Here is a 20289-nt window from a genome sequence, read left to right as displayed (position 1 = left end):
AGCAGCCCAGTGGACAGCGCCGATCGGATCCCCTTTTCCCGGCCCTCGCGGCGCACCGTTCTCGGCGCCCTCGGGGCCGCCGCGGCGGCCCCCGCCCTCGCGCCGGCCGCCGCCCTGGCGCAGCCGGCGGGATCCGCGGCCCTCGCCTTCAAGACCCTGCCGCGCTCCGGCGAGCGCCTGCCGGCGGTCGGGATGGGCACCTACCTCACCTTCGACGTGCTGCCCGGCCGCCCGCGCGAGCACCTGCGCGAGGTGATGCGCCGCTTCTACGAGGGCGGCGGCCGGGTGGTCGACACCTCGCCGCTCTATGGCATGTCCGAGGTCAGCGTCGGCGACTTCGCCACGGCGCTCGGCATCACCGACGACCTGTTCATCACCAACAAGGTCTGGAGCACCGGCGAGTATCTCGGCGACGACTCGCATGCCCGCCGCAGCCTGGAGCAGTCGCGCCAGCGGCTGTGGCGCGAGCGGATCGACGTGATGCAGGTCCACAGCCTCGTCAACGTCGACATCATGGTGCCGCTGCTCAATGCCTGGAAGCAGGAGGGGCGCATCCGCTTCGTCGGCGTGACCCACCACGAACTGCCCTACTTCCCGGCCCTGGCGCAGTGGGTCGAGCGCGGCGAGATCGACACCGTCCAGGTCCACTACTCGATCCACACCCGGCAGGCCGAGGACCGCATCCTCAAGGCGGCGGCCGACCGCGGCATCGCGGTGCTGGTCAACATGCCGTTCGAGAAGGCGCGCCTGTTCCGGATCGTCGAGGGCCGGCCGCTGCCCGACTTCGCCCGCGAGATCGGCGCCGACACCTGGGCGCAGTTCTTCCTCAAGTGGGTGATCTCGCACCCCGCCGTCACCTGCGTGCTGCCGGCGACCACCAACCCGGACCACGCCAGCGACAACATCGCGGCCTTGCGCGGCCCGCTGCCCGACGCCGAGATGCGCGCCCGCATGGTGCGCCACATGGAGACGATCCCGGGCTTCGCGGATCTCGCCCAGATGCCGTCCTATCCCGGCAAGCAGTTCGACGGCGCGGTCCGCCCGCCCCGCCGCCCGCCCCAGCCGCCGCGGACTTGATGCGATTTCCGCCTCGCTCATGCGCCGCGCGGGCTGCGATACAGAATCCGGAAGTCATCTTCCGGATTCCGTACGAGACGGGTTCGAGGAGCCGCGTCGGTGCCGGACGCATGTTGCAGTGCGGCATGTGGGCCACAGGTCCGAGGGACGGCGAAGTTGCGGCCGGAAACATCGGGACAAACTCGCCCGCGATGACTTAAGGGAAGCAGGAGGCTGTATTCTCGCAGCGAGTACCGGGAGTGAACCGCATGGCCGTCATCCGCGTCGCATCCGCCGCCGACGGCACATCGGCCAACGGGCCCAGCGACTATGCGTCGTTCTCGGCGGACGGGACCAGGATCGTCTTCGCCAGCCCGGCCGATAATCTGGTTCCGGACGACACGAACGGCGAAGCCGACATCTTCCTCAAGGATCTGGTCACCGGTGCGGTGACGCGCGTCTCCACCACCGCCAGCGGCGATCAGGCCAACGGATCCAGCATCGCCCCGTCGCTGTCGGCGGACGGGACGAAGGTCGCCTTCCGCAGCACGGCCGACAACCTCGTCGCCGGCGACACCAACGGCGCCCGCGACGTCTTCGTCAAGGACCTGAACACCGGCGCCGTCGTCCGCGCCTCCGTTGCCACGGACGGGACGCAGGGCAGCCTCGGGAGCTTCAACCCGGTGCTGTCGCCCGACGGATCCAAGGTCGCGTTCCAGAGCGACGTGCCCAACCTCGTCGCGGGCGACACCGCCGAAGACCTCGACCTGTTCGTCAAGAATCTGACGACCGGCGCCCTCACCCGCGTCTCGACCGCGGCCCTCGACCCCGGCTCCTCGCTGACGTGGTCGTCCGATGGAAGCAAGCTCGCCTTCTCGGCCACCAGACGCGACTTGCCTCCCGGCCAGCCCGGCAACAACAGCAACGTCTACGTGAAGGATCTGGGCAACGGCCGGCTGGACCTGGTCTCCAGGGATGCCGGAGGCCGGGCGGGCAACGGCGACAGTATCAGTCCCTCCTTCTCCGCCGACGGAACCAAGATCGCCTTCGCGAGCATCGCGACCAGCCTCGTCCCCGGCGACACCAACAACCGCGCCGACGTCTTCGTCAAGAACCTGAGCACCGGGTCCATCACCCGTGCCTCGATCGCGGGCGACGGGGCACAATCCAACGGCGGCAGCGTGAGCCCCGTGCTGTCGCCGGACGGAACCAAGGTCGCGTTCTCCAGCGACGCGAGCAATCTCGTCCCAGGCGATACGAACGGCCGTACCGATGTCTTCGTGAAGGATCTGACCACCGGGGCGATCACCCGGCTGCCGGGCACGGAGACCAGCGCCAAGACACCGTTGGCGGTGTCCGGTGACGGCACGAGGCTCGCCTTCCTCGAGACGGAGGACGCCACCTTCCGCCAGGACGTCTTCGCCACCGACGTCGCGATGTGCTTCGTCACCGGCACGCGGATCCTGACCACCCGCGGGGCGATCACGGTCGAGACCCTGCGCATCGGCGACCGCGTCGTCACCGCGTCCGGCGCCCGGCGCCCGGTGGTGTGGATCGGCCGCCGCTCCCTCGGCGAGGCCGGCCGGCCGCTGCCCTTCGACAGCCAGCCGGTCCGCATCCGCGCCGGCGCCTTCGGCGGCGGCCTGCCGGAGCGCGACCTGTTCCTCTCCCAAGGCCACCCGGTGCTGGTCGGCGACCACCTCGTGCCGGTGATGTGCCTCGTGAACGGCACCAGCATCGCCCGCATGCCGGTCGAGACGGTGATGTACTGGCACGTCGAACTCGACGACCACGACCTCCTGCTCGCGGAAGGGCTGCCGGCGGAGAGCTACCTCGATCTCGGCTCGCGGCCCTGGTTCTCCAGTTCCACCCTGCGCCTGTACGATCCCGACTTCGTTCCGGCGGGCAGCAACGGCCGCTGCCGTCCGGTCGCCCTCGACGGGCCCGTCGTCGAGGCCGAACGCCGGCGCCTCGACGCCCTGTTCCGCGCCGCCTATGCCGCCCCCGCCGCGTGGTCCGCGGGCGAGACGGCCTGGGTCGAGGCGTAGCGGCGTCCTGTGGTTTGACAGCCCGCCCTCCCGGCCGGCATCTGCCCCCGACGTGACGCGGAGCGGCGGATGACGGGGTTCGGGGCGGAGATCGGGACGCGGCTGCGGGAGCGGCGAGCGCTCGTCGGCATCGTCGGGCTCGGTTATGTTGGGCTGCCGCTGGCGCTGGCGGCGTTGCAGGCCGGCTTCCCCGTCCTCGGCTTCGACGTCGATCCGGGCCGGGTCGCGGCGCTCAACCGCGGCGAGGGAGCGTTCCACCACATTCCCGGCGACGCGCTGGCCGAGGCCCGGGCCGCCGGCACCTTCGCGGCGACCGGCGACATGGCGCGGCTCGGCGAACCCGACGCGGTGCTGATCTGCGTGCCGACGCCGCTCACCCGCCACCGCGAGCCCGACCTGTCCTACGTCGAGGCCACCGCCCGGGCGATCGCCGCCGCCCTGCGGCCGGGCCAGCTCGTCGTGCTCGAATCGACCACCTGGCCGGGCACCACCGCCGAGGTGATGCGGCCGATCCTCGAAGCCGGGGGGCTACGGGTCGGCCATGACGTCTTCCTCGCCTACTCGCCCGAGCGCGAGGATCCGGGCAACCCGGCCTTCGACACCGCCCGCATCCCGAAGGTGGTCGGCGCCGACGACCCCGTCTCGGCCGAACTGGCGCAGACGCTCTACGGCGCCCTCACCGTTGAGACCGTGCCGGTCTCGTCCGCCGCCGCCGCCGAGGCGGTGAAACTCACCGAGAACATCTTTCGATCCGTCAACATCGCGCTCGTGAACGAGTTGAAGCTCGTCTACGACGCCATGGGCATCGACGTCTGGGAGGTGATCGGCGCCGCAGCCACCAAGCCGTTCGGCTTCATGCCGTTCTGGCCCGGGCCGGGGCTCGGCGGCCACTGCATCCCGATCGACCCGTTCTACCTCGCCTGGAAGGCGCGGGAATTCGACGTGCCGGCCCGCTTCATCGAGCTGGCCGGCGAGGTCAACACCCGCATGCCCCACCACGTCGTCGAGCGCCTCGCCGCCGCCCTCGACGGGCGCGGGCGCACCGTCTCGGGATCGACCGTGCTGGTGCTCGGCCTCGCCTACAAGCGCAACATCGACGACACCCGCGAGAGCCCGTCCCTGCGCCTGATCCGGCTGGTCGAGGCGCGCGGGGCGCGGGCGCTCTACCACGATCCGCTGGTGCCGGTGCTGCCGCCGACCCGCGAGCACCCGGACCTCACCGGCCGCCGCTCGGTGCCGCTGACGCCCGAGACGCTGGCGGCGGCCGACGCGGTGCTGGTCGCCACCGACCACGACGGGGTGGACTACGCGCTGGTCGCCGCCCACGCGCCGCTGGTGGTCGACACCCGCAACGTCATGGCCCGGAACGGGCTGACGGGCGCGCACATCGTCAAGGCGTGAGTCGGCCCGCGGCCGTCATACGATTTTCGATTGATCGCTTCGCGATGCGAAAATCGGCTTCGCTCAGACGCCGCGCGGGCTTCGATACGGTTTTGTAAACGAATCGTTCAAAAACCGTATCACGGCTTGGTTGCCGCCGTCTCCGGCTGCTCCTCGCTGAGGTTGCGCTCCCAGGACGGGCGGTAGCGGATCATGCGGTCGAGGGACGGGATGTGGACGACGAACTCCTCCGGCACCCGGCCGCGGTGGCCGATCAGCTCGACCCGCATGCCGCAGCCCTTCTCCTTCCCGTTCTCCGACAGGTCGTGGATGATGCACGGCACGTTCTGGCCGTCGCGGAACAGCGCCCGGCCGGGCAGGGCCACCTCCGTCCGCTCGTAGCGCCGGCGGGCGCGAAACAGTTCGGCGAGATTCATGTCCCGGGCTCCTCGAATGCGGCGCGTGAACGCCCAGAGGACCATCCCGTCCTTAAGGTTGGCTTGCGCCGATCGTCGGTTCGCCGGGCGATCAATCGGAAACCGGGTAAGTGCGGCCCTTCCACTGCGCGACGCCCGCCCGGCGCGGGCGCAGCAGGGCGTTCCATTGCAGCGCCAGGGCGACGGCGACGATCGCCGGGTGCAGCGGGATCGTGCGCCAGTCCTCGCGCGCCGCCACGGTGATGGCGGTGCGGGTGCCGAAGGACAGAGCGAGGGCGGCGAAGGCCGGGCCGGCGGGCGCGGCGCCGGCGAGCGCCGCGGCGGAGACGAGGATCGGCAGGAGATGGCCGCCGGCGAGCAGCAGCGTCCAGACCGGCAGGGCGCGGGGCGTCGCCAGCCCCTCGTGGGCGTTCTTCGAGAACCCGGCCCAGGCCGGGGCGAAGCCGTCGTACATCCGGCATTCGGCGAGGCCAGCCCCGGCGACGAGGTCGGTGCGCAGGCCCGCGCGGCGAAACACCCGCGGCAACTGCACCCCGTCGTGCAGCCCGGCCCGGATCGCCCCGTGGCCGCCGGTCGCGCGGTAGGCGTCGGCCGCGATCAGCACGAGCTGGCCGCAGGCGGTGCCCAGCGACGGGTCGTGCGGCCGGCGGCGCATCAGCGGCACCGGCAGGTAGCCGAGGAGCAGCAGGTTGATCGTCGGCACGGTCAGCCGCTCGCCGGGGCTGGCGGTGACCTGCCGCGGCACGCCGCTGACGAGGGCGGCGCCGCGGCGCGTCGCCTCGCCGGCGAGCGCGGCGGCGGCGTGGGGCGCGAGGCGCACGTCGGCGTCGATGAACAGCAGGTGGCGGCCCCGCGCCGCCCCGGCGAGGACGTGGCAGGCGTGGTTCTTGCCGGTCCAGCCCGGCGGGAGCGCCGGCACCGCGACGAGGCGCAGGCGCGGGTCGCGGGCGGCGAGATCCGCGACGATCTCCGGCGTGCCGTCGGTGGAATGGTCGTCGGCGACCACCACCTCGACCGGGGTGCCGGTCGAGGCCAGGGCCGCCGCGAGGGTCGGCCCGAGATTGGCCGCCTCGTTGCGGGCCGGGATCAGGATCGAGACCAGATCCTCGCCGGTGGCGGGACGCGGCGGGCGCAGCACGACAAGGTTCACCGCCGCCGTCACGGCCGGCAGCAGCGCCAGCGCGAGGGCGAGCCACGCGAGCAGGGTCACGGCGCCCCCCCGCGATGGCCGGGCTCGAAGCGCTGCCCGTGCAGGCGGGCGGCGAGCCGGCGCCAGCCGTCGTAGATCCCGCCGACGCCGCGCCGCCCGTCGAGGAGCAGGCCGAACCGGGCGGGATCGCGGCTCCGCACGTCCCCGCTGAGGCGGTCGAGGGTCGCGGTCAGGTCGGCCTCCAGGCGGGCGAGACGGTCGGGGCGGGGCAGGGCGAGGAGGTCGCGGCCGGGGACAGGCGTCCCGAAGGCGGCGCAGGCCTCGGCGCCGCGCTCCTCCCAGAAGGCGTATTCGAGGGCGAGCGGAACGAAGGTCGCGTCGGGCGCCAGCTCGACCAGCCGGGCGACGCCGGGGCGTAGCCCCAGCGGGCGCTCGCGCACGTCGCTGAACCGCCCCTGCGCGGTGATCCACATCATCCGCCCGGGACCCAGGATGGTCTTCGAGGCGCGCAGGAAGTCCGCTCCGCCCCGCGGACTGTCGAGATCGACCCCGAACGCGCCCATCCGGGCGAAGACGCCGTAGCGCTCCAGCATGACCGCGTCGAACGGCGCGTAGCTCTCGAGGTTCGGGTAGTAGCGGTCGGCGAGCGCGATGATGAGCGCCGCGTCCCACCACGCCGGATGGTTGCTGTAGACCACCAGCGGCCCGGGGAGGGCCGGCGCCGCACCCCAGGCGCTCACCCGCACGGCGTTCAGGTGCCGGCGCAGGTAGCGGCGGAAATACGCCGCCATGAAGCGCCAGACGAGGGCGGAGCGCGCCGCGACCGGATCGGGGCGCGCCGGCCGGCTCACGAGGCGGTCCGCAGATCCTCGCCGCGGGCGTCCCGGTCGAGGGTGTCGGCGGCGATCCAGCCCGACATCATCACCATCGGCATGCCCGGGCCGGGATGGGCGGCGCCGCCGGCGAGGTAGAGGCCGCGCACCTCCCGCGAGCGGTTGCCGGGCTTGAACGCCCCCATGATCCGCCCGTGCGAAGCGAGCCCGTAGATCGCGCCGTTGAGCACCTTGTAGCGCGAATGGATGTCGGCCGGGGTCAGGTGGCGCTCGACGACGATGCGCTCCTCGATGTCCTCCATGCCGGCGGTGCGCTTGAGCTTGTCGAGGATCACCTGCCGGTAGGCCGGCAGCATCGTCGACCAGTCGTGGTGCGGGCGCAAGTAAGGCGTGTGGACGAGGACGTAGAGCGCCTCGCCGCCCTCGGGAGCGACCGATGGATCGGTGACGCTCGGTGCCGCGAGGTAGGCGGTCGGGTCCGGTGCCGGCTCGCCCCTGCGGTAGATCGCGTCGAACTCCTCCTCGGGGTCGCGCGAGAACACGAAGTCGTGGTGGGCGAGGTGGTCGTAGCGCTTGTTGAGGCCGAGATAGAGCACGACGCCCGAGCAGGCCGGCTCGAAGCTCTTCTTCTCGTAGGACCGGCCGACCTCGCCGCCGACGAGTTCGCGATAGGTGCGCACCGCGTCCATGTTCGAGATCACCCGGTCGTAGGGCACGAGGCCCGAGCGGGTGCGAAGCCCCGTCACCGCGCCCTTCTCGATCGCCAGCCCCTCGACCTCGTGGTCGGGCTTGAGCGTGGCGCCGAGATCCTGCGCCAGCCGCATCAGCCCTTCGGCGACGGCGCGGGTACCGCCCATCGGGTACCACACGCCCTCGGCCGCCTGCATGTGGGCGATGGCGCACAGAACCGCCGGGGCGCCGTAGGGCGAGGACCCGACATACTGCACGAAGTGGTCGAGCATCTGGGCGAGGCGGGCGTCCTTGACCTTGCCGCGGATCGTGCTCGCCACCGAGGCGTGCATGCGCAGGGACAGCACGTCCTTGAGCGTGCCCGGGTTCATGTTCTCCCGGATGTTGATGGTGTCGAACAGGTCCTGGACCGGCTTCCAGAAGAAGAATTTTTCCGAGACGCCGTGCAGGTGCTCGGAGATCGCCTGGAACCGCCGGTAGCCGTCGCCGGCGCCCTGGCCGGGGGCGAAGCGGTCCATCTCCGCCGCCATGGTGGCGACGTCCTCGCGCAGGTCGATGCGGCTGCCGTCGTCGAAGAAGCAGCGCCATTGCGGGTCGAGCCGGCGCAGGTCCATGTAGTCGTGAACCGAGCGGCCGGATTCGGCGAAGATCCGCTCCAGCACCCGCGGCACGGTGAGGATCGTCGGCCCCATGTCGAAGCGGAAGCCGCCCTCGTGCAGCACCGCGGCCTTGCCGCCGAGCCAGGCGTTCTTGTCGTAGAGCGTGACGTCGTGCCCGCGCGACGCCGCCACGCAGGCCGCTGCCAGACCACCCAACCCCCCGCCGACCACGGCGACCGAGGATCCAGACCTCTTCACGGCGACACTCCCGGGACGCGCCGGACGCGGATCCGCCACGGCTTGTTCAGGGCAAGCTAGGCGCCGGGAGGGGGCGGTCAACGGTGCGGGAGGTCGCGGGGGAGGGCAGTCAACCCCGGCCGCCGCGGCGTCTCTCTGGGGCGTCCCCTCCCGCATGCCGTCGACAGGCTCCACCAGCGTCAATCCATCGCGAACTCGATGTCGGCCAGGAACGCCGCAAGTTCCGTGTGAAGGCGGGCGATGCGAAGGACGCTCGCTGCATCGATTCGACCGGCAAGCCCGTCGGCCGGAAGGCCCTTGTGGTAGTCGGGCCAGCGGCGGGTGAGTTCGGTCAGGGCGTGCTCGGCGTCCGGCGGCCGGACGCGCTCACAACCTTGAAGATGACGAAGCAGAAACGCTTCATGGCAAGGTTCCTGCAAAATCAGGCGAAATCCGTGTTGCTTGGCAAGGGCCACGGCGCGTGCATCGCGCGCAGGCACCGCCCCAAGCCGATCGCTGTCCATCAGGATGGCCTGGGCGACTTAGCCACCCCGGTTCCTCGACCGTCGCTGCATCTCCGCCGCAGCACGCTCGACGAGTGCAAGCGGATCACCGCCACCCGGGCGCAGCAGCACCGTGTCGAGGTGCAGGCGGCGATGCCGCGCCTCGACCTGGCGGGCCAGGAAGGTCCCATAGCTCTGCTCGCTCTCACCCTCGCAGCCGAGAAAAACGCGGCGCCTCTGCGGGATGCGAGGCCGCCTCATCCGAGTTGCGGCACCGCACCGAACATGCCACCGAGATATTTCTTGTAGAAATTGTCCGTCCGGCGAACGCCCTGGATATCGCGCAAACCATAGACGTGGGTCTGTCCTCGAGCGTCCTTCTCGCAGAACAGAACCTCTTCCTTGGTGAGATCCTCGAGCAGGGAGGCCGCGTGGCAAGTCATCCAGAGCTGCGCGTCGTGCGGATTGCGCTCCGGATCATGGAACCAGCGGACGATTTCCGGCAGGAGCATCGGGTGGATGGCGGCGTCGAGTTCGTCCATGATGGCGATCCCGCCCGTGTCCAGCGTTTCCGCCAGCAAGGGGAAGAGCTTGAGGAACTGGCGCGTCCCATGGCTCTGATACTGAAGCGGCATCGGCACCGCGAGACCATGATGCGTGAACTTGGCCTCGGGACCCTGGCGTCCGAGACTGACTTCCATCGACTGGATTCCGAGATCGATCCGGCCGACTGTCTGGTTGAATTTATTGATGAATTCCGGTCTGTCTGCATAAAACCCGATCAACGCGTGTTCGTTGAATTCGACCCTGTCGAAGACGATGTTTCCTTGGATCGTCCCTGCCGCGTCCCACAACAAGCGCGAATAGGGATGGTTCAGGTAAGCCAACGTCGAGACGACACTGACTTCAGGTCGGAGAATTTTCGATAATGCCGGTCGGTAGCTCGCCAGGCCGAACGCCTTACCGGCTGTCACCGTCCCTTCGCCACGGCGCTCGAACAGCGCGACGCGTCGCGCGGTACCGCTCGGCCGGTAGTGCAGCGCCTCATGCAGTACGGAGGGAGTCGGACCGGGTCCGATCGACACTTCGTAGACGTAGCCGCATTGCGGCGCGTCGGCCTGATCGCTCCGGGAGATATCCTCGGGCCCGCCGAAATGAACCGCGAAACGTGTGGGCGCGCGCAAGGTCTCGGGATCGTTGAAACGATCGACCGGGAGCCGTGCTCCCGGCGCCTCTTTGAAGCTCTGCCTGATGAACCAGACGAGAAAGGTCAGCGCCTTCAGGACATTGGTCTTGCCCGCGGCGTTGGCGCCGAACAAGGCCACGACTTTCGGAGCGGCCTCGCCGGAGCCACGCCAAAGCGGCGCCAGACGACCCGAGGAGTCCTCGGCCGATCGGTTCACCCGAAGGTCGATCACCTGGGGTTCGCGGATCGAGAAGAAGTTCTCGATCTCGACGCGGTACAACATGATGCCGAGACTCTTGCTTCACCAGGAGAAGTAAGGCGCTCAGCAGGCCGAAACAACAAATTTTCGTCGCTTTCCGGTCCTCACGCCCCCCGCCGCGACACCAGGGCCACCGCCGCCGCCAGCCCCGCCGCCGCCAGCCCGGCGAGGACCATCCAGGCCGGCCACGCCGCCGCGGCGCCCTCGTTGAGGGCGTTCTGGAAGGCCTCGATCGCCCAGGCGTTGGGGGTAAGCCAGCCGAGGCTCTGGAGCCAGGGCGGCATCAGGAACCGCGGCACCATGCTGCCGCCGACCGCCGACAGCAGCAGCACCCCGAAGGTCGAGACGAGGTGCGCCTGCTGGCGGGTGCGGGCGGCGGCGCAGGCGGCGAGCCCGAGGCCGGCCGCCATCGCGGCGGCCAGCACCCCGGTGACGAGCCAGGCGGAGAAGTGTGGCCCGAGCACCACGCCGTAGAACAGGGCGGCGGCGGCGAAGATCACCGCGGTCTGGAGCACCCCCTGGAGCACCAGGAACAGGAACTTGCCGGCCACCACCACGGCGAGCCCGCCCGGGCCGGCGGCGAGGCGGTCGTTGAGGCCGGACTGGCGCTCCTCGACCAGGGTCAGGGCGCCCTGCATGGCGGCGAACAGCAGGAACACCGCCGCGATCGCGCCGGCGTAGTAGGCGACGCGCTCGTTGCCGCCGCCGCGGGCGGTGCTCTCGCGCTCGACCAGGGCCGCGAAGGAGAACGCCTCGTGGCGCTCGCGGCTCTCGGCGAAGGTGCGGTCGAGGAAGGCGCGCTCGTCCGGGCCGATCTTGCCGGCGCGCTCGACGTCGGCGACGACCCGCGACAGCACCACGTCGGGCAGGGATTCGTTGAGCACCCGCTGGAGCTGGCCGAGCACGATCGGCGTGGCGAGCGCCCGGGCCGGGTTCTCGATCAGCAGGATCGGGCGAGGGGCTTCGCCCCCCGAAGCGGTTTCGCCCGCCCCCGCGGGACCGGCCGCGAGGTCGGCGCGCAGCACCAGGGCGGCATCGACCTCGCCCCGGCGCACCGCCGCGACGGGGTCGCCGTCGAGCATCTGCACCCGCATCGCCGGGTCGGCCGCGAAGGCCGCGACGAGGCGGGCGGTGGTCGGCGTGCGGGCCTCGTCGGCGAGGCCGACATGCAGGCGGATGCGGTCGCCGACCGCCCCGGAGAAGATCGCCGCGAAGACGCAGAAGATCACCGCCGGCAGCACGAAGGCCATCGTCAGGGCGGCCCGGTCGCGGCGCAGGGTGAGCCACATCACCCGGAAGGCGGCGCCGATCATGGCGCCGCGGCCTCGCGGGCCCTGATGGCGTCGAGGTAGAGGGCGTCGAGGCCCGGCTCGCGCACCCGGATCTCGCGCACCGGCACGCCCTGGCGGCGCAGATGCGCCAGCAGCGCGGCGCCGTCGCGCTGCGGCCCCGCCCCCGGCGCCCGCGGGCCGCGGTGCCAGATCAGCGGTCCCGCCGGCTCGAAGCCGGCCCGCCGCAGGGCCTCGGCGCCGGCGGAGCCGGGGGCGTCGTCGAGGGCGACCTCGTGCTCGGGCGGGCCGGCGCGCAGGGCCGCCAGCAGGTCGGCGAGCCGTCCGTCGAGGCCGATGCGGCCGCCATGGAGCACCAGCACCCGGTCGGCGAGGCGCTCGGCCTCGGCGAAGTCGTGGGTCGCGATCAGGATCGCGGTGCCGTCCCGGCGCAGGCCCTCGAGGACGCCGTGAATCGCCGCGCGCGCCACCCGGTCGATGCCCTGGGTCGGCTCGTCGAGGAGCACCAGGGCCGGCCCGGCGAGGAGCGCGACCGCGATGTTGGTGCGGCGCTGGTAACCGCCCGACAGCAGCCCGACGAGGTCGCCCGCGACCGCGTCGAGCCCGGCGAGCGCCACCGCCCGCTCGACCGCGGCGGCGCGTTCCGTCCGCTTCAGCCCGGCGAGGCGGGCGAACACGTCGAGGTTCTCCCGCACGGTGAGGCGGCCGTAGAGGGCGATCTCCTGCGGGACCCAGCCGATCGCCCGGCGCGCCGCACGGCTGCGGAACGGGTCGCCGCCGCCCGCCCGCACGGTGCCGGCGGTCGGGCTGAGCCGCCCGGCGAGGAGGCGCATCAGGCTGGTCTTGCCGGCGCCGTTGGGGCCGAGCAGGGCCACCGCCTCGCCCCCCCGCACCGCGAGGTCGATGCCGGCGAGGACGGGCGTGCCGCGATACGACAGGGCGACGTCCGCGGCGGCGACCACGGCCGCCCCCGGGGGGGCCGGTGGCGCCGCGCGGAGCGGGGCCACCGCGAGGGCGTGGGAGCCGGATTGGTCGGCGGTCAGGTCGGTTCCTCCTGCCTTCACGGCATGCCCGGGCTGCGGCCGCGGGCGTCCTCCGTCCGATCATGCCCTGCGGTCACGGCAACTCTGCGGCAGGGCCGCCTCAGCGACCCCCGAGCGCCCGCAGCAGGCGGACCCGGATGCCGGCGCCGCGCTCGCCGAGGGTGAAGGCGGCGGAGGCGAAGTCGGGCCGGGCGCGCCGGCCGGCGCCGTTCGAGAGGCCGTAGGGCTCGACCGGCAGGCCGAGCGCGGTGCGGTCGGGCCGGCCGTTGCCGTTGGAATCCTGATAGGCCAGCACCGCGTAGGTGCCCGGCGGCAGGTCGAAGGCGAAGCGATGGGCGCCCGCCTCGGCCGGGGCGCTCTGCCCCTCGCCGCAGGACGCCTCGTCGAGGCCGCCGGCGCAGACCGCGACCCAGACCCGCCCGCCGCCCGGCGCGACGCCCTCGACCTCCACGGCGAGGGGCACGGCCGCCGCCGGCGCCGCGAGGAGCGTCAGCGCGGCGAACGCCGCCGCGGCGGGGCCGCCCCTCACGCCGGCACCTCGCCGCCGGTGGCGACGAGGGGCGCGCGGGCGGGAGCGCGGGCGAGATCCTCGACCGCGAGCCGGGCGGTGATGCGGGCGCCCTCGTAGATCACCGGCAGGCCCGATCCCGGATGGGTGCCGCCGCCGACGAGGTAGAGCCCCTTGCCGAAACGGTTGTGGGGCCGGAAGTACAGCATCTGCATCAGGTCGTGCGAGAGGTTGAAGGTCGCTCCCTCGTTGACGCCGAAATCGTCGCGCCACTGGGTCGGGTCGACCACGCGCTCGAAGCGGATCCGTTCCTCGATGTCGTCGAGGCCGAGGAGCTTGAGGCGTTCCAGCACCAGCTTGCGGTAGGACGGGCCGATCGTCGCCCAGTCGATGCCGGCGCGCAGGTTCGGCACCGGGACGAGGACGTAGAGGCTGGTATGGCCGGGCGGCGCCATGCCGCCGTCGGTGTAGCCGGCGTGCTGGACGTAGACCGAGGGCTGCATCGGCAGCACGCCCTCGGTGATCTCGCGGATGTTGCGGCGGTAATCCTCGGACAGCAGGATCGTGTGGTGGCCGAGCGCCTTCGGGACCGTGCCCTCGATGCCGAGATACAGCATGTAGGTCGAGCACGAGATCCGGGCGCGGTCGAGCTTGGCGTCGCGCCAGCGCGGCCGGTGGCGCTCGGGCACGAGGTCGCGGATCGCCTTGGCGAAGTCGCCGTTGACCACGACCGCGTCGGCGTCGAGCCGCTCGCCGCCGGCCTCGACCCCCACGGCGCGGTCGCCCTCGTACACCACCCGGTCGACCGCGGTGCCGAGGCGGAACACCACGCCGAGGCGCCGGGCGAGCCCGGCCATCGCCTCCGAGACCGCACCGCAGCCGCCGACCGGATGATAGACGCCGTGCTCGTATTCGAGGAAGCTCAGGATGGTGAACAGGCTCGGGCACCGGAACGGCGACATCCCGAGGTACTTGGTCTGGAACGAGAACGCGAGGCGGACCCGCGGATCCTTGAAGTAGCGGGCGAGATCCTTGTCGACGGTGGCGTGCGGGCGCAGCAGCGGCAGGGCGGCCAGCATCGCCGGCGAGACCATGCTGCGCAGGGTGTCGAAGGACTGCTCCAGCACCGGCCGGAAGGCGTCGAGCTTCGCCCGGTTGTCGTCGAGGAACCGGCGGACGTTGCCGGCATCCTCCGGCGACAGGCGGGCGATCTCGGCCTCCATCCCGGCGACGTCGGGCGTCGCCCGGATCTCGCCGCCGCCCTCGAACACGAGGTGGTATTGCGGGTCGAGCCGCTCCAGCTTGAGGTGATCCTCCAGCCGCTCGCCGCAGGAGGCGAAGATGTCGGCGAGGATGCGCGGATAGAGGAAGAAGGTCGGCCCGATGTCGAACTTGTAGCCGCCCGGCGCCGTGATGGTGCGGGTGCGCCCGCCGACCTCGGCCTCCTTCTCGACAACCGTGACGTGCACGCCCTCGCGCGCGAGGAGTAGTGCCACCGCGAGGCCGCCGGGACCGGCCCCGACCACCACCGCCTTCCGGCCCGTCAGGGCCCGGTACCCGTCCCGCGGCTGCAACAACGCCCGACTCCCCGAAAAGCTCCCCGCGGGACCGCCCCCCGGTCGCCCCGCCTAAGGTCAAGTTTTGGGGCGCCAACGCGAGCCGGCAACTGACGCGCTTTGTCGCGCGAGGAAAAAGTTTCGAGTCGCGCTGCGGAATCCGGAGATTTTCAGCCTCCTCCTCCGCCCAGCCGCCCCCCGGCGAGCCGGTGCAGCGCCACCGCGCCGGCCACCGCGACGTTGAGGGAATCGACCCCCGGCGCCATGGCGATGCGGACCCGGCGGGCGCGGGCCATCACCGCCTCGGGCAGGCCCGCCCCCTCGGTGCCGAGCAGAAGCAGGGCGCGGGGCAGGGGCGGCAGGGCGGCGAGGTCCTGCGCGCCGCCGGGGCTGAGCGCCACCGGTTCGAGGGCGTGGCGGGCGCACAGGGCGAGCAGGTCGTCGGCGCAGGCCACCCGCCCGAAAGGCAGCGTCAGGGCGGTGCCGGCCGAGACCCGGATCGCCTTGCGGTAGAGCGGGTCGCAGGTGGCGGCGTCGAGCAGCACCGCGTCGGCCCCGAAGGCGGCGGCGCAGCGGAAAACGCCGCCGACGTTGTCGTGGTTGGCGAGCCCCACGAGCCCGACGAGGAGCGCCGGGCCGTCCGGCACGAGGGCGTCGGAGTCGGGGTCGTCTCCGCGCCGGCCGATCGCCAGAACCCCGCGATGGATCGGGAAGCCGGCGACCGCCTGCATCACCGCCTGCGAGGCGACGTAGACCGGGGCGGCCAGCGGTTCGAGGAGCGGCGCGAGCCCCGGCAGGCGCTCGGGCGAGACCAGCACCGACTCGACCGGGAAGCGGGCGCGGGGCGAGAGCAGCACCCGCAGCACCACCTCGCCCTCGGCGACGAAGCGCCCCTGCCGGCCGACGAGGTCGCGCTCGCGCACCGCGACGTAGTCGGCGAGGCGTGGGTCGGCGGGGTCGTCGATCGGGGTCGGGGCGCTCACGCGCCCCCGGTTACCCCCTCGCGGGGCGGGCCGCCAGGGGGTCGGCCTCGGCCCTGGCCGGCACCTTCACCAGGGCCTCGCCGTCGAGGACGACCTCGGCCCCGACCTTGCAGGTGCAGGCGAGGCGGGCGCGGCGGCGCTCCGGCACCAGCTCGGCGACCTCGACGGTCACGTCGACGGTGTCGCCGATCCGCACCGGGGCCCGGAAGTTGAGGCTCTGGCTGATATAGACCGCGCCCGGGCCGGGCAGGCGGGTGCCGAGCACCGCCGAGATCAGCCCGGCGGTGTAGAGCCCGTGGGCGATGCGGGTGCCGAACGGGGTGCGGGCGGCGAAGTGCTCGGAGAGATGGATCGGGTTGCGGTCGCCGGTGATCTCGGCGAAGCCGACCACGTCGGAGGCCGCGATGGTCTTCGACAGGGTCTCGGCCAACCCGACGCTGAGGTCCTCGAAGTACAGAACGCGCAATTCGGGCAGCATCGGCGGTTCTCTCCCTTCGGACACGGGCGACAGCCATCGCACGGCCGGCGCGGTCGCAGCCAGTGGAGATTGGTCGGAGGGCGAGGCCATCGCTTCAGCGATTGTCCTGCGGTCGCCCGCAGGGCGACGCTGCATAGCGGGCGCGAAAAGCGCCCCGCGGAGCGGGTTCGAGGGGACGATTGTCCGCTCGAACACAGAGCGGAGCGAAAGCCAAAGTCACGGATGTGACTGCCGGCGCCTGAGGCCAAGCGGAAAACCAGGGTATTCGCTCCGAAGCGATTGCCCTGGGTCGGAGGGCGGGCCTTCCGGCCTCCGACGCGCGCCGCGATGCCCCCTTGCGCCCCGCAGCGGCCGGCCACCTGGACTTGCAGGCCCCGCGGGACCTCCTCTATCAAGCAGCCAAGGCTGACACACCCTCAGCCACGAGCCGGCCGAGCAAATTCGGAGACAGCATGACCGCGAGCGGGCCGACGACCGGGGATCGCCTCGACTGGCTCTTCGTCATGCCGGGCAAGCCGGGCTCGGGATGGATCCTGGAGGCCATCTGCCGGGAGATCGGGTCGCGCCAGCCCGGCTCGTGGCAGATCGTCCACCAGCTCAAGCGACTGCCTCCGGCTCGGAACTACTTCTTCGCCCACTACTCGACCTACGAGTTTCTTGCGCAGCGCAACCCCCACATCTTCGACAGTGCGACGCTGGTCTGGTATACTCATCCGCGCGACATCAGGGTGTCGATCGACGACCAGTTGGCCGCCTTCAACCGGGCGCACCGCGTCGTCTTCACCTGCTCGCAGCATGAACGCGCCTGGACGCGGATCGGCCTGAAACCCGGCCGCTCCTGCGTCGTCCTGGGAGGCGCCGACCCGGCACTGTTCCGGGCGCACGCGCGCGGAACCGGCGTCGTCGGCCTGTCCTCGGCGTTCTACGAGCGCAAGCGGCCGCGCGCGCTGCTCGATCTCGTCGAGCGGATGCCGCACCGGCGCTTCGTCCTCGTCGGCCGCAACTGGAGCGCGTTCGAGCAGTTCGACCGGCTCTTGGCCGCCCCGAACTTCTCCTATGTCGAGGCGACCTACGACGGGTATCCCGCGATCTACGACCGCTTCGACGTCTTCCTGAGCCTGTCGACGATGGAGGGCGGACCGATCCCGCTAATCGAGACGATGATGGCGAACGCGGTCCCGGTCGCGAGCCGGACCGGCTTCGCCACGGACCTCATCACGCACGGGGAAAACGGCTTCCTGTTCGACATCGACGCGGCGCCGGACGAGATCGCCGAGCTCGTCGAGCAGGCCTTCGCCCTGGAGGCCGACATCCGGCCGACCGTGATCGACCATAGCTGGGACAACTTCGCGGCTGCGATCGTCCGGCACGCGGAAAGCTTCTATGAATCACCAGACCCCGCCTTCCGCTGAGACGACCGGCAGCATCCCGGAGCCTCTGCACCTCTTCCTCAACCGCGGCGGCGCCGGCAACCCGATCCTCCACGCATTCGCGGGCGGCCTCGGCCGGACCGTCGACCGGCACGCCGAGGACGAGACCGGCCCGCGTGACGGGACGGTCGTCGTCTGGGGCGTCCTGCGGGGCAGCGACCGGGTGGTCGAGTACGCGCGAGCGAGCGGCGGCCACTTCCTCTACATCGACCACGCCTATTTCTCCCGCGGCCACTACCTCAACTACCGCATCACCCATAACCGCCACGAGGCGGGCCCGGTCAGGGTCTGCCCGCCCGATCGGATCGCCGCGCACGCCGTCGACCTGCGCCCGTGGAACCGCAACGGGCGCCACATCCTGGTCTGCCCGCCGACGGAGCACTTCGTGAAGGCCCATCGCTGCGAGGGCTGGCTCGACCGCACGCTGGAGGAACTGCGGCAGGTCACCGACCGCCCGCTGGTGGTCCGGGTCAAGCCGCAGAAGGGCATGGACATGCCGTCCCTGCCCGAGGCGCTGGCCGACGCGCACGCGCTGGTCACCCACTCGTCCAACGTCGCGGTCGAGGCGGTCACGATGGGAACGCCGGTCTTCGTCTCGACGACGAGCGCCGCCGCACCGGTCGGCCTGACGGCGCTCGCCGACATCGAGCGCCCGGTCTATCCCGACCGCCGGGCGTGGCTGTCCCATCTCGGCTACTCGCAATTCTCGATGGACGAGCTGAAATCCGGCGAGGCGTGGCGGCTCCTGCGCGAGTGGGAGACCCGCCCCTTCGCCCCGGTCGAGCGCGACGGCTGAACCACCGACCGCAAGGGAGCGTCCCGCATGCGATCCTCCGACGATCCGGCCGGCCTGCGCCGGGCCGTCGCCCTCGTGGCGGGGCTGAACCTCGGCTATTTCGGGATCGAGGCGGCGGTGGCGCTCGCCATCGGGTCGGTCTCGCTCATCGCCGACAGCGTCGACTTCCTGGAGGACGCGGCGGTCAACGGGCTGATCCTGGTCGGGCTCGGCTGGGGGGCGGCCGCCCGCGCCCGGCTCGGCATGGTGCTGGCCGGCATCCTGCTGGTCCCGGGCCTCGCGACGCTATGGGCCGCCTGGAGCAAGGTCCACGACCTCGTCCCGCCGGCCCCGGTGCCGCTGACCCTCGCGGGCCTCGGTGCCCTCGCGGTCAACCTCGCCTGCGCGCTGATCCTCGCCCGGCACCGCGGCGGCAGCGGCAGCCTGACCCGCGCGGCGTTCCTGTCGGCGCGCAACGACGCTCTCGCCAACCTGGCGATCATCGCCGCCGGCCTCGTCACCGCCGCGACCCTGTCGCCCTGGCCCGATCTCGTCACCGGACTCGGCATCGCGGCGCTCAATGCCGGCGCCGCCTGGGAGGTGTGGGAGGCGGCCCGCGAGGAACGGCGGGCCGCCGCCTGATGCGCGTCTTCCCGCTCTCCGACCTCCACCTGGAGCGGCGCGACCCGGCCGCGATCCCGCGCCCGACGCGCCCCTTCGACGTGCTGGTCTGCGCCGGCGACGTCTGGGAAGGTCGGCCCGAGGACGGTCTGTCGGTGCTGCTCGACCTCGCCGGCGAGCGCCCGGTGGTGCTGGTGCCGGGCAACCACGAGCATTACGCGCCCGACGGCGACCCGCGCACCGCGCCGGACCTCCTCGCCGCGCTGGAAGCCGAGGTGGAGCGGATCAACGCCGCGGCGGGCCGGGAGCGCATCGTGCTGCTGCGCCACGGCGCGGCGGCGGTGATCGGCGGCGTGCGCTTCGTCGGCGCGACCCTGTGGAGCGACTGGCGCCTCGCCGGGCGCTGGCTCGCCGCCGACGATCCCCGCCGTCCCACCGACCCGGTCGCCTTCGCGGCCGCCCGGATGACCGAGTCGGCGACCGGCTCGCGGGAATACCGAGCGATCCGCCGGGGCGGTGGCGCCCCCTGGACGCCGCAGGCCGCGATGGCGGCCCATGCCGAGGACCGCGCCCGCCTCGCGGCGGCCCTCGCCGTCCCGCATCCGGGTCCCACCGTCGCGGTGACCCACCATCCGCCGATCGCCGAGGCCGCCGACCGCTACCGCGACGCGCCGGGCGTGCCGTGGTGGGTGCCGGCCTTCTACGCCACGACGCTGCTCGCCGACCTGCCCGCGGCGAGCCGGCCGGCCCTGTGGCTCTCGGGCCATTTCCACGCCGCCCACGACCTGACGCTGCACGGCACCCGCTGCCTCGCCAACCCGGTCGAGGGCCGGGATTTCGACCCGACGCGGATCGCCGAGGTGGACTGAAGGCGGAGCCGCCGGGTCCTTGGCGCAGCGGCGCGCCGCACCATCCTGACCGCTCCGGGCGGAGGGATCGGGCGATGAACGGCTTCCTGGCGATCGTGCTGGTCTGCGCCGCCGCGGTGCCGGTGCAGGAATGCGACGAGGCGCACGCCCTCGACGTGCGGATGACGCGGGTGACCAACGAACTCGGCTGCGCGCTCGGCTGGCAGGAGATCGTCGCCCGCTCCGGCCTGCGCGAGGATCTCGGCCGCGGCGCCTACCTCAAGACCGCGTGCCGGCGGGTGCGCGCGCCCGGATGAGCCGCCCTTGCCCGCGGCGCCGGGCGGCCCTCTATCCCCGCAGCGGTCGCCCGGCGACCGCTG

General features: G+C 72.2%; 20 protein-coding genes. 8 read left to right on the top strand and 12 right to left on the bottom strand.

Features of this window, described 5'->3' with window-relative positions:
• The first annotated feature begins 9 nt into the window (after positions 1-9).
• From EOE48_RS00885 to EOE48_RS00875, 3 genes are all read left to right on the top strand, one after another.
• On the top strand, positions 10-1077 hold the full coding sequence (locus tag EOE48_RS00885; protein ID WP_246153883.1) for an aldo/keto reductase: 1068 nt from the start codon (positions 10-12) through the stop codon (positions 1075-1077).
• A gap of 248 nt (positions 1078-1325) precedes the next feature.
• Complete coding sequence (locus EOE48_RS00880; RefSeq protein WP_127726885.1) at positions 1326-3104, top strand: Hint domain-containing protein; 1779 nt, start codon at positions 1326-1328, stop codon at positions 3102-3104.
• A 69-nt stretch (positions 3105-3173) separates the two neighbouring features.
• Entirely contained in the window at positions 3174-4505 is a 1332-nt protein-coding gene (locus EOE48_RS00875) for a nucleotide sugar dehydrogenase (RefSeq protein ID WP_127726884.1), read from the top strand.
• Positions 4506-4624: 119 nt separating this feature from the next.
• Here EOE48_RS00875 and EOE48_RS00870 read toward each other — a convergent pair whose 3' ends face one another.
• From EOE48_RS00870 to croR, 12 genes are all read right to left on the bottom strand, one after another.
• Complete coding sequence (locus tag EOE48_RS00870) at positions 4625-4921, bottom strand: PilZ domain-containing protein (protein ID WP_127726883.1); 297 nt, start codon at positions 4919-4921, stop codon at positions 4625-4627.
• A gap of 91 nt (positions 4922-5012) precedes the next feature.
• A complete protein-coding gene (locus EOE48_RS00865) occupies positions 5013-6131 on the bottom strand; it encodes a glycosyltransferase family 2 protein (RefSeq protein WP_127726882.1) in 1119 nt (372 codons plus the stop codon).
• The gene (locus tag EOE48_RS00860) at positions 6128-6862 is read right to left on the bottom strand and encodes a lysophospholipid acyltransferase family protein (RefSeq protein ID WP_127727190.1); all 735 of its coding nucleotides are present in this window, start codon (positions 6860-6862) and stop codon (positions 6128-6130) included. The genes EOE48_RS00865 and EOE48_RS00860 overlap by 4 nt, the downstream gene beginning before the upstream one ends.
• A gap of 56 nt (positions 6863-6918) precedes the next feature.
• Positions 6919-8451: a phytoene desaturase family protein gene (locus EOE48_RS00855; RefSeq protein WP_246153882.1), complete on the bottom strand. Its 1533-nt coding sequence runs from the start codon at positions 8449-8451 to the stop codon at positions 6919-6921.
• A gap of 179 nt (positions 8452-8630) precedes the next feature.
• Positions 8631-8954 (bottom strand): hypothetical protein, encoded by a 324-nt coding sequence (locus tag EOE48_RS29590; RefSeq protein WP_210249538.1) that lies wholly within the window; start codon positions 8952-8954, stop codon positions 8631-8633.
• Between the two features lie 236 nt (positions 8955-9190).
• A complete protein-coding gene (locus EOE48_RS00845) occupies positions 9191-10402 on the bottom strand; it encodes an AAA family ATPase (protein WP_127726881.1) in 1212 nt (403 codons plus the stop codon).
• Positions 10403-10482: 80 nt separating this feature from the next.
• Positions 10483-11691 carry an ABC transporter permease gene (locus EOE48_RS00840; protein WP_127726880.1) on the bottom strand — a complete coding sequence of 403 codons (1209 nt, stop codon included), beginning with the start codon at positions 11689-11691 and terminating at the stop codon, positions 10483-10485.
• A complete protein-coding gene (locus EOE48_RS00835; RefSeq protein WP_127727188.1) occupies positions 11688-12629 on the bottom strand; it encodes an ABC transporter ATP-binding protein in 942 nt (313 codons plus the stop codon). Before EOE48_RS00835 ends, EOE48_RS00840 begins: the two co-directional genes overlap by 4 nt.
• A 181-nt stretch (positions 12630-12810) precedes the next feature.
• On the bottom strand, positions 12811-13239 hold the full coding sequence (locus tag EOE48_RS00830; protein WP_127726879.1) for a DUF2141 domain-containing protein: 429 nt from the start codon (positions 13237-13239) through the stop codon (positions 12811-12813).
• On the bottom strand, positions 13236-14795 hold the full coding sequence (gene crtI / locus EOE48_RS00825) for a phytoene desaturase family protein (protein WP_127726878.1): 1560 nt from the start codon (positions 14793-14795) through the stop codon (positions 13236-13238). The genes EOE48_RS00830 and crtI overlap by 4 nt, the downstream gene beginning before the upstream one ends.
• 149 nt (positions 14796-14944) lie before the next feature.
• Positions 14945-15757 (bottom strand): TrmH family RNA methyltransferase, encoded by an 813-nt coding sequence (locus EOE48_RS00820; RefSeq protein ID WP_127726877.1) that lies wholly within the window; start codon positions 15755-15757, stop codon positions 14945-14947.
• Between the two features lie 10 nt (positions 15758-15767).
• Positions 15768-16235, bottom strand: coding sequence for a 3-hydroxybutyryl-CoA dehydratase (gene croR / locus EOE48_RS00815; protein WP_127726876.1), 468 nt, complete (start codon positions 16233-16235; stop codon positions 15768-15770).
• A gap of 335 nt (positions 16236-16570) precedes the next feature.
• Between croR and EOE48_RS00810 the strand changes: the two genes are divergently transcribed.
• The 5 genes from EOE48_RS00810 (at position 16571) to EOE48_RS00790 (ending at position 20226) form a co-directional block, all read left to right on the top strand.
• The gene (locus tag EOE48_RS00810; RefSeq protein ID WP_127726875.1) at positions 16571-17647 is read left to right on the top strand and encodes a glycosyltransferase family 4 protein; all 1077 of its coding nucleotides are present in this window, start codon (positions 16571-16573) and stop codon (positions 17645-17647) included.
• Positions 17619-18461 (top strand): hypothetical protein, encoded by an 843-nt coding sequence (locus EOE48_RS00805; RefSeq protein WP_127726874.1) that lies wholly within the window; start codon positions 17619-17621, stop codon positions 18459-18461. Before EOE48_RS00810 ends, EOE48_RS00805 begins: the two co-directional genes overlap by 29 nt.
• Positions 18462-18488: 27 nt before the next feature.
• Positions 18489-19082, top strand: a complete 594-nt coding sequence (locus tag EOE48_RS00800) for a cation efflux transmembrane domain-containing protein (protein ID WP_127726873.1) — start codon at positions 18489-18491, stop codon at positions 19080-19082.
• Positions 19082-19930: a metallophosphoesterase gene (locus tag EOE48_RS00795; RefSeq protein ID WP_127726872.1), complete on the top strand. Its 849-nt coding sequence runs from the start codon at positions 19082-19084 to the stop codon at positions 19928-19930. The genes EOE48_RS00800 and EOE48_RS00795 overlap by 1 nt, the downstream gene beginning before the upstream one ends.
• 74 nt (positions 19931-20004) lie before the next feature.
• The gene (locus EOE48_RS00790) at positions 20005-20226 is read left to right on the top strand and encodes a hypothetical protein (protein WP_127726871.1); all 222 of its coding nucleotides are present in this window, start codon (positions 20005-20007) and stop codon (positions 20224-20226) included.
• Positions 20227-20289 lie beyond the last annotated feature (63 nt).

The organism is Methylobacterium oryzihabitans (assembly GCF_004004555.2).
Lineage (GTDB): Bacteria > Pseudomonadota > Alphaproteobacteria > Rhizobiales > Beijerinckiaceae > Methylobacterium > Methylobacterium oryzihabitans.
The sequence above is the reverse complement of the archived record's forward strand: the minus strand, read 5'-3'. Positions and strand labels throughout refer to the sequence as shown.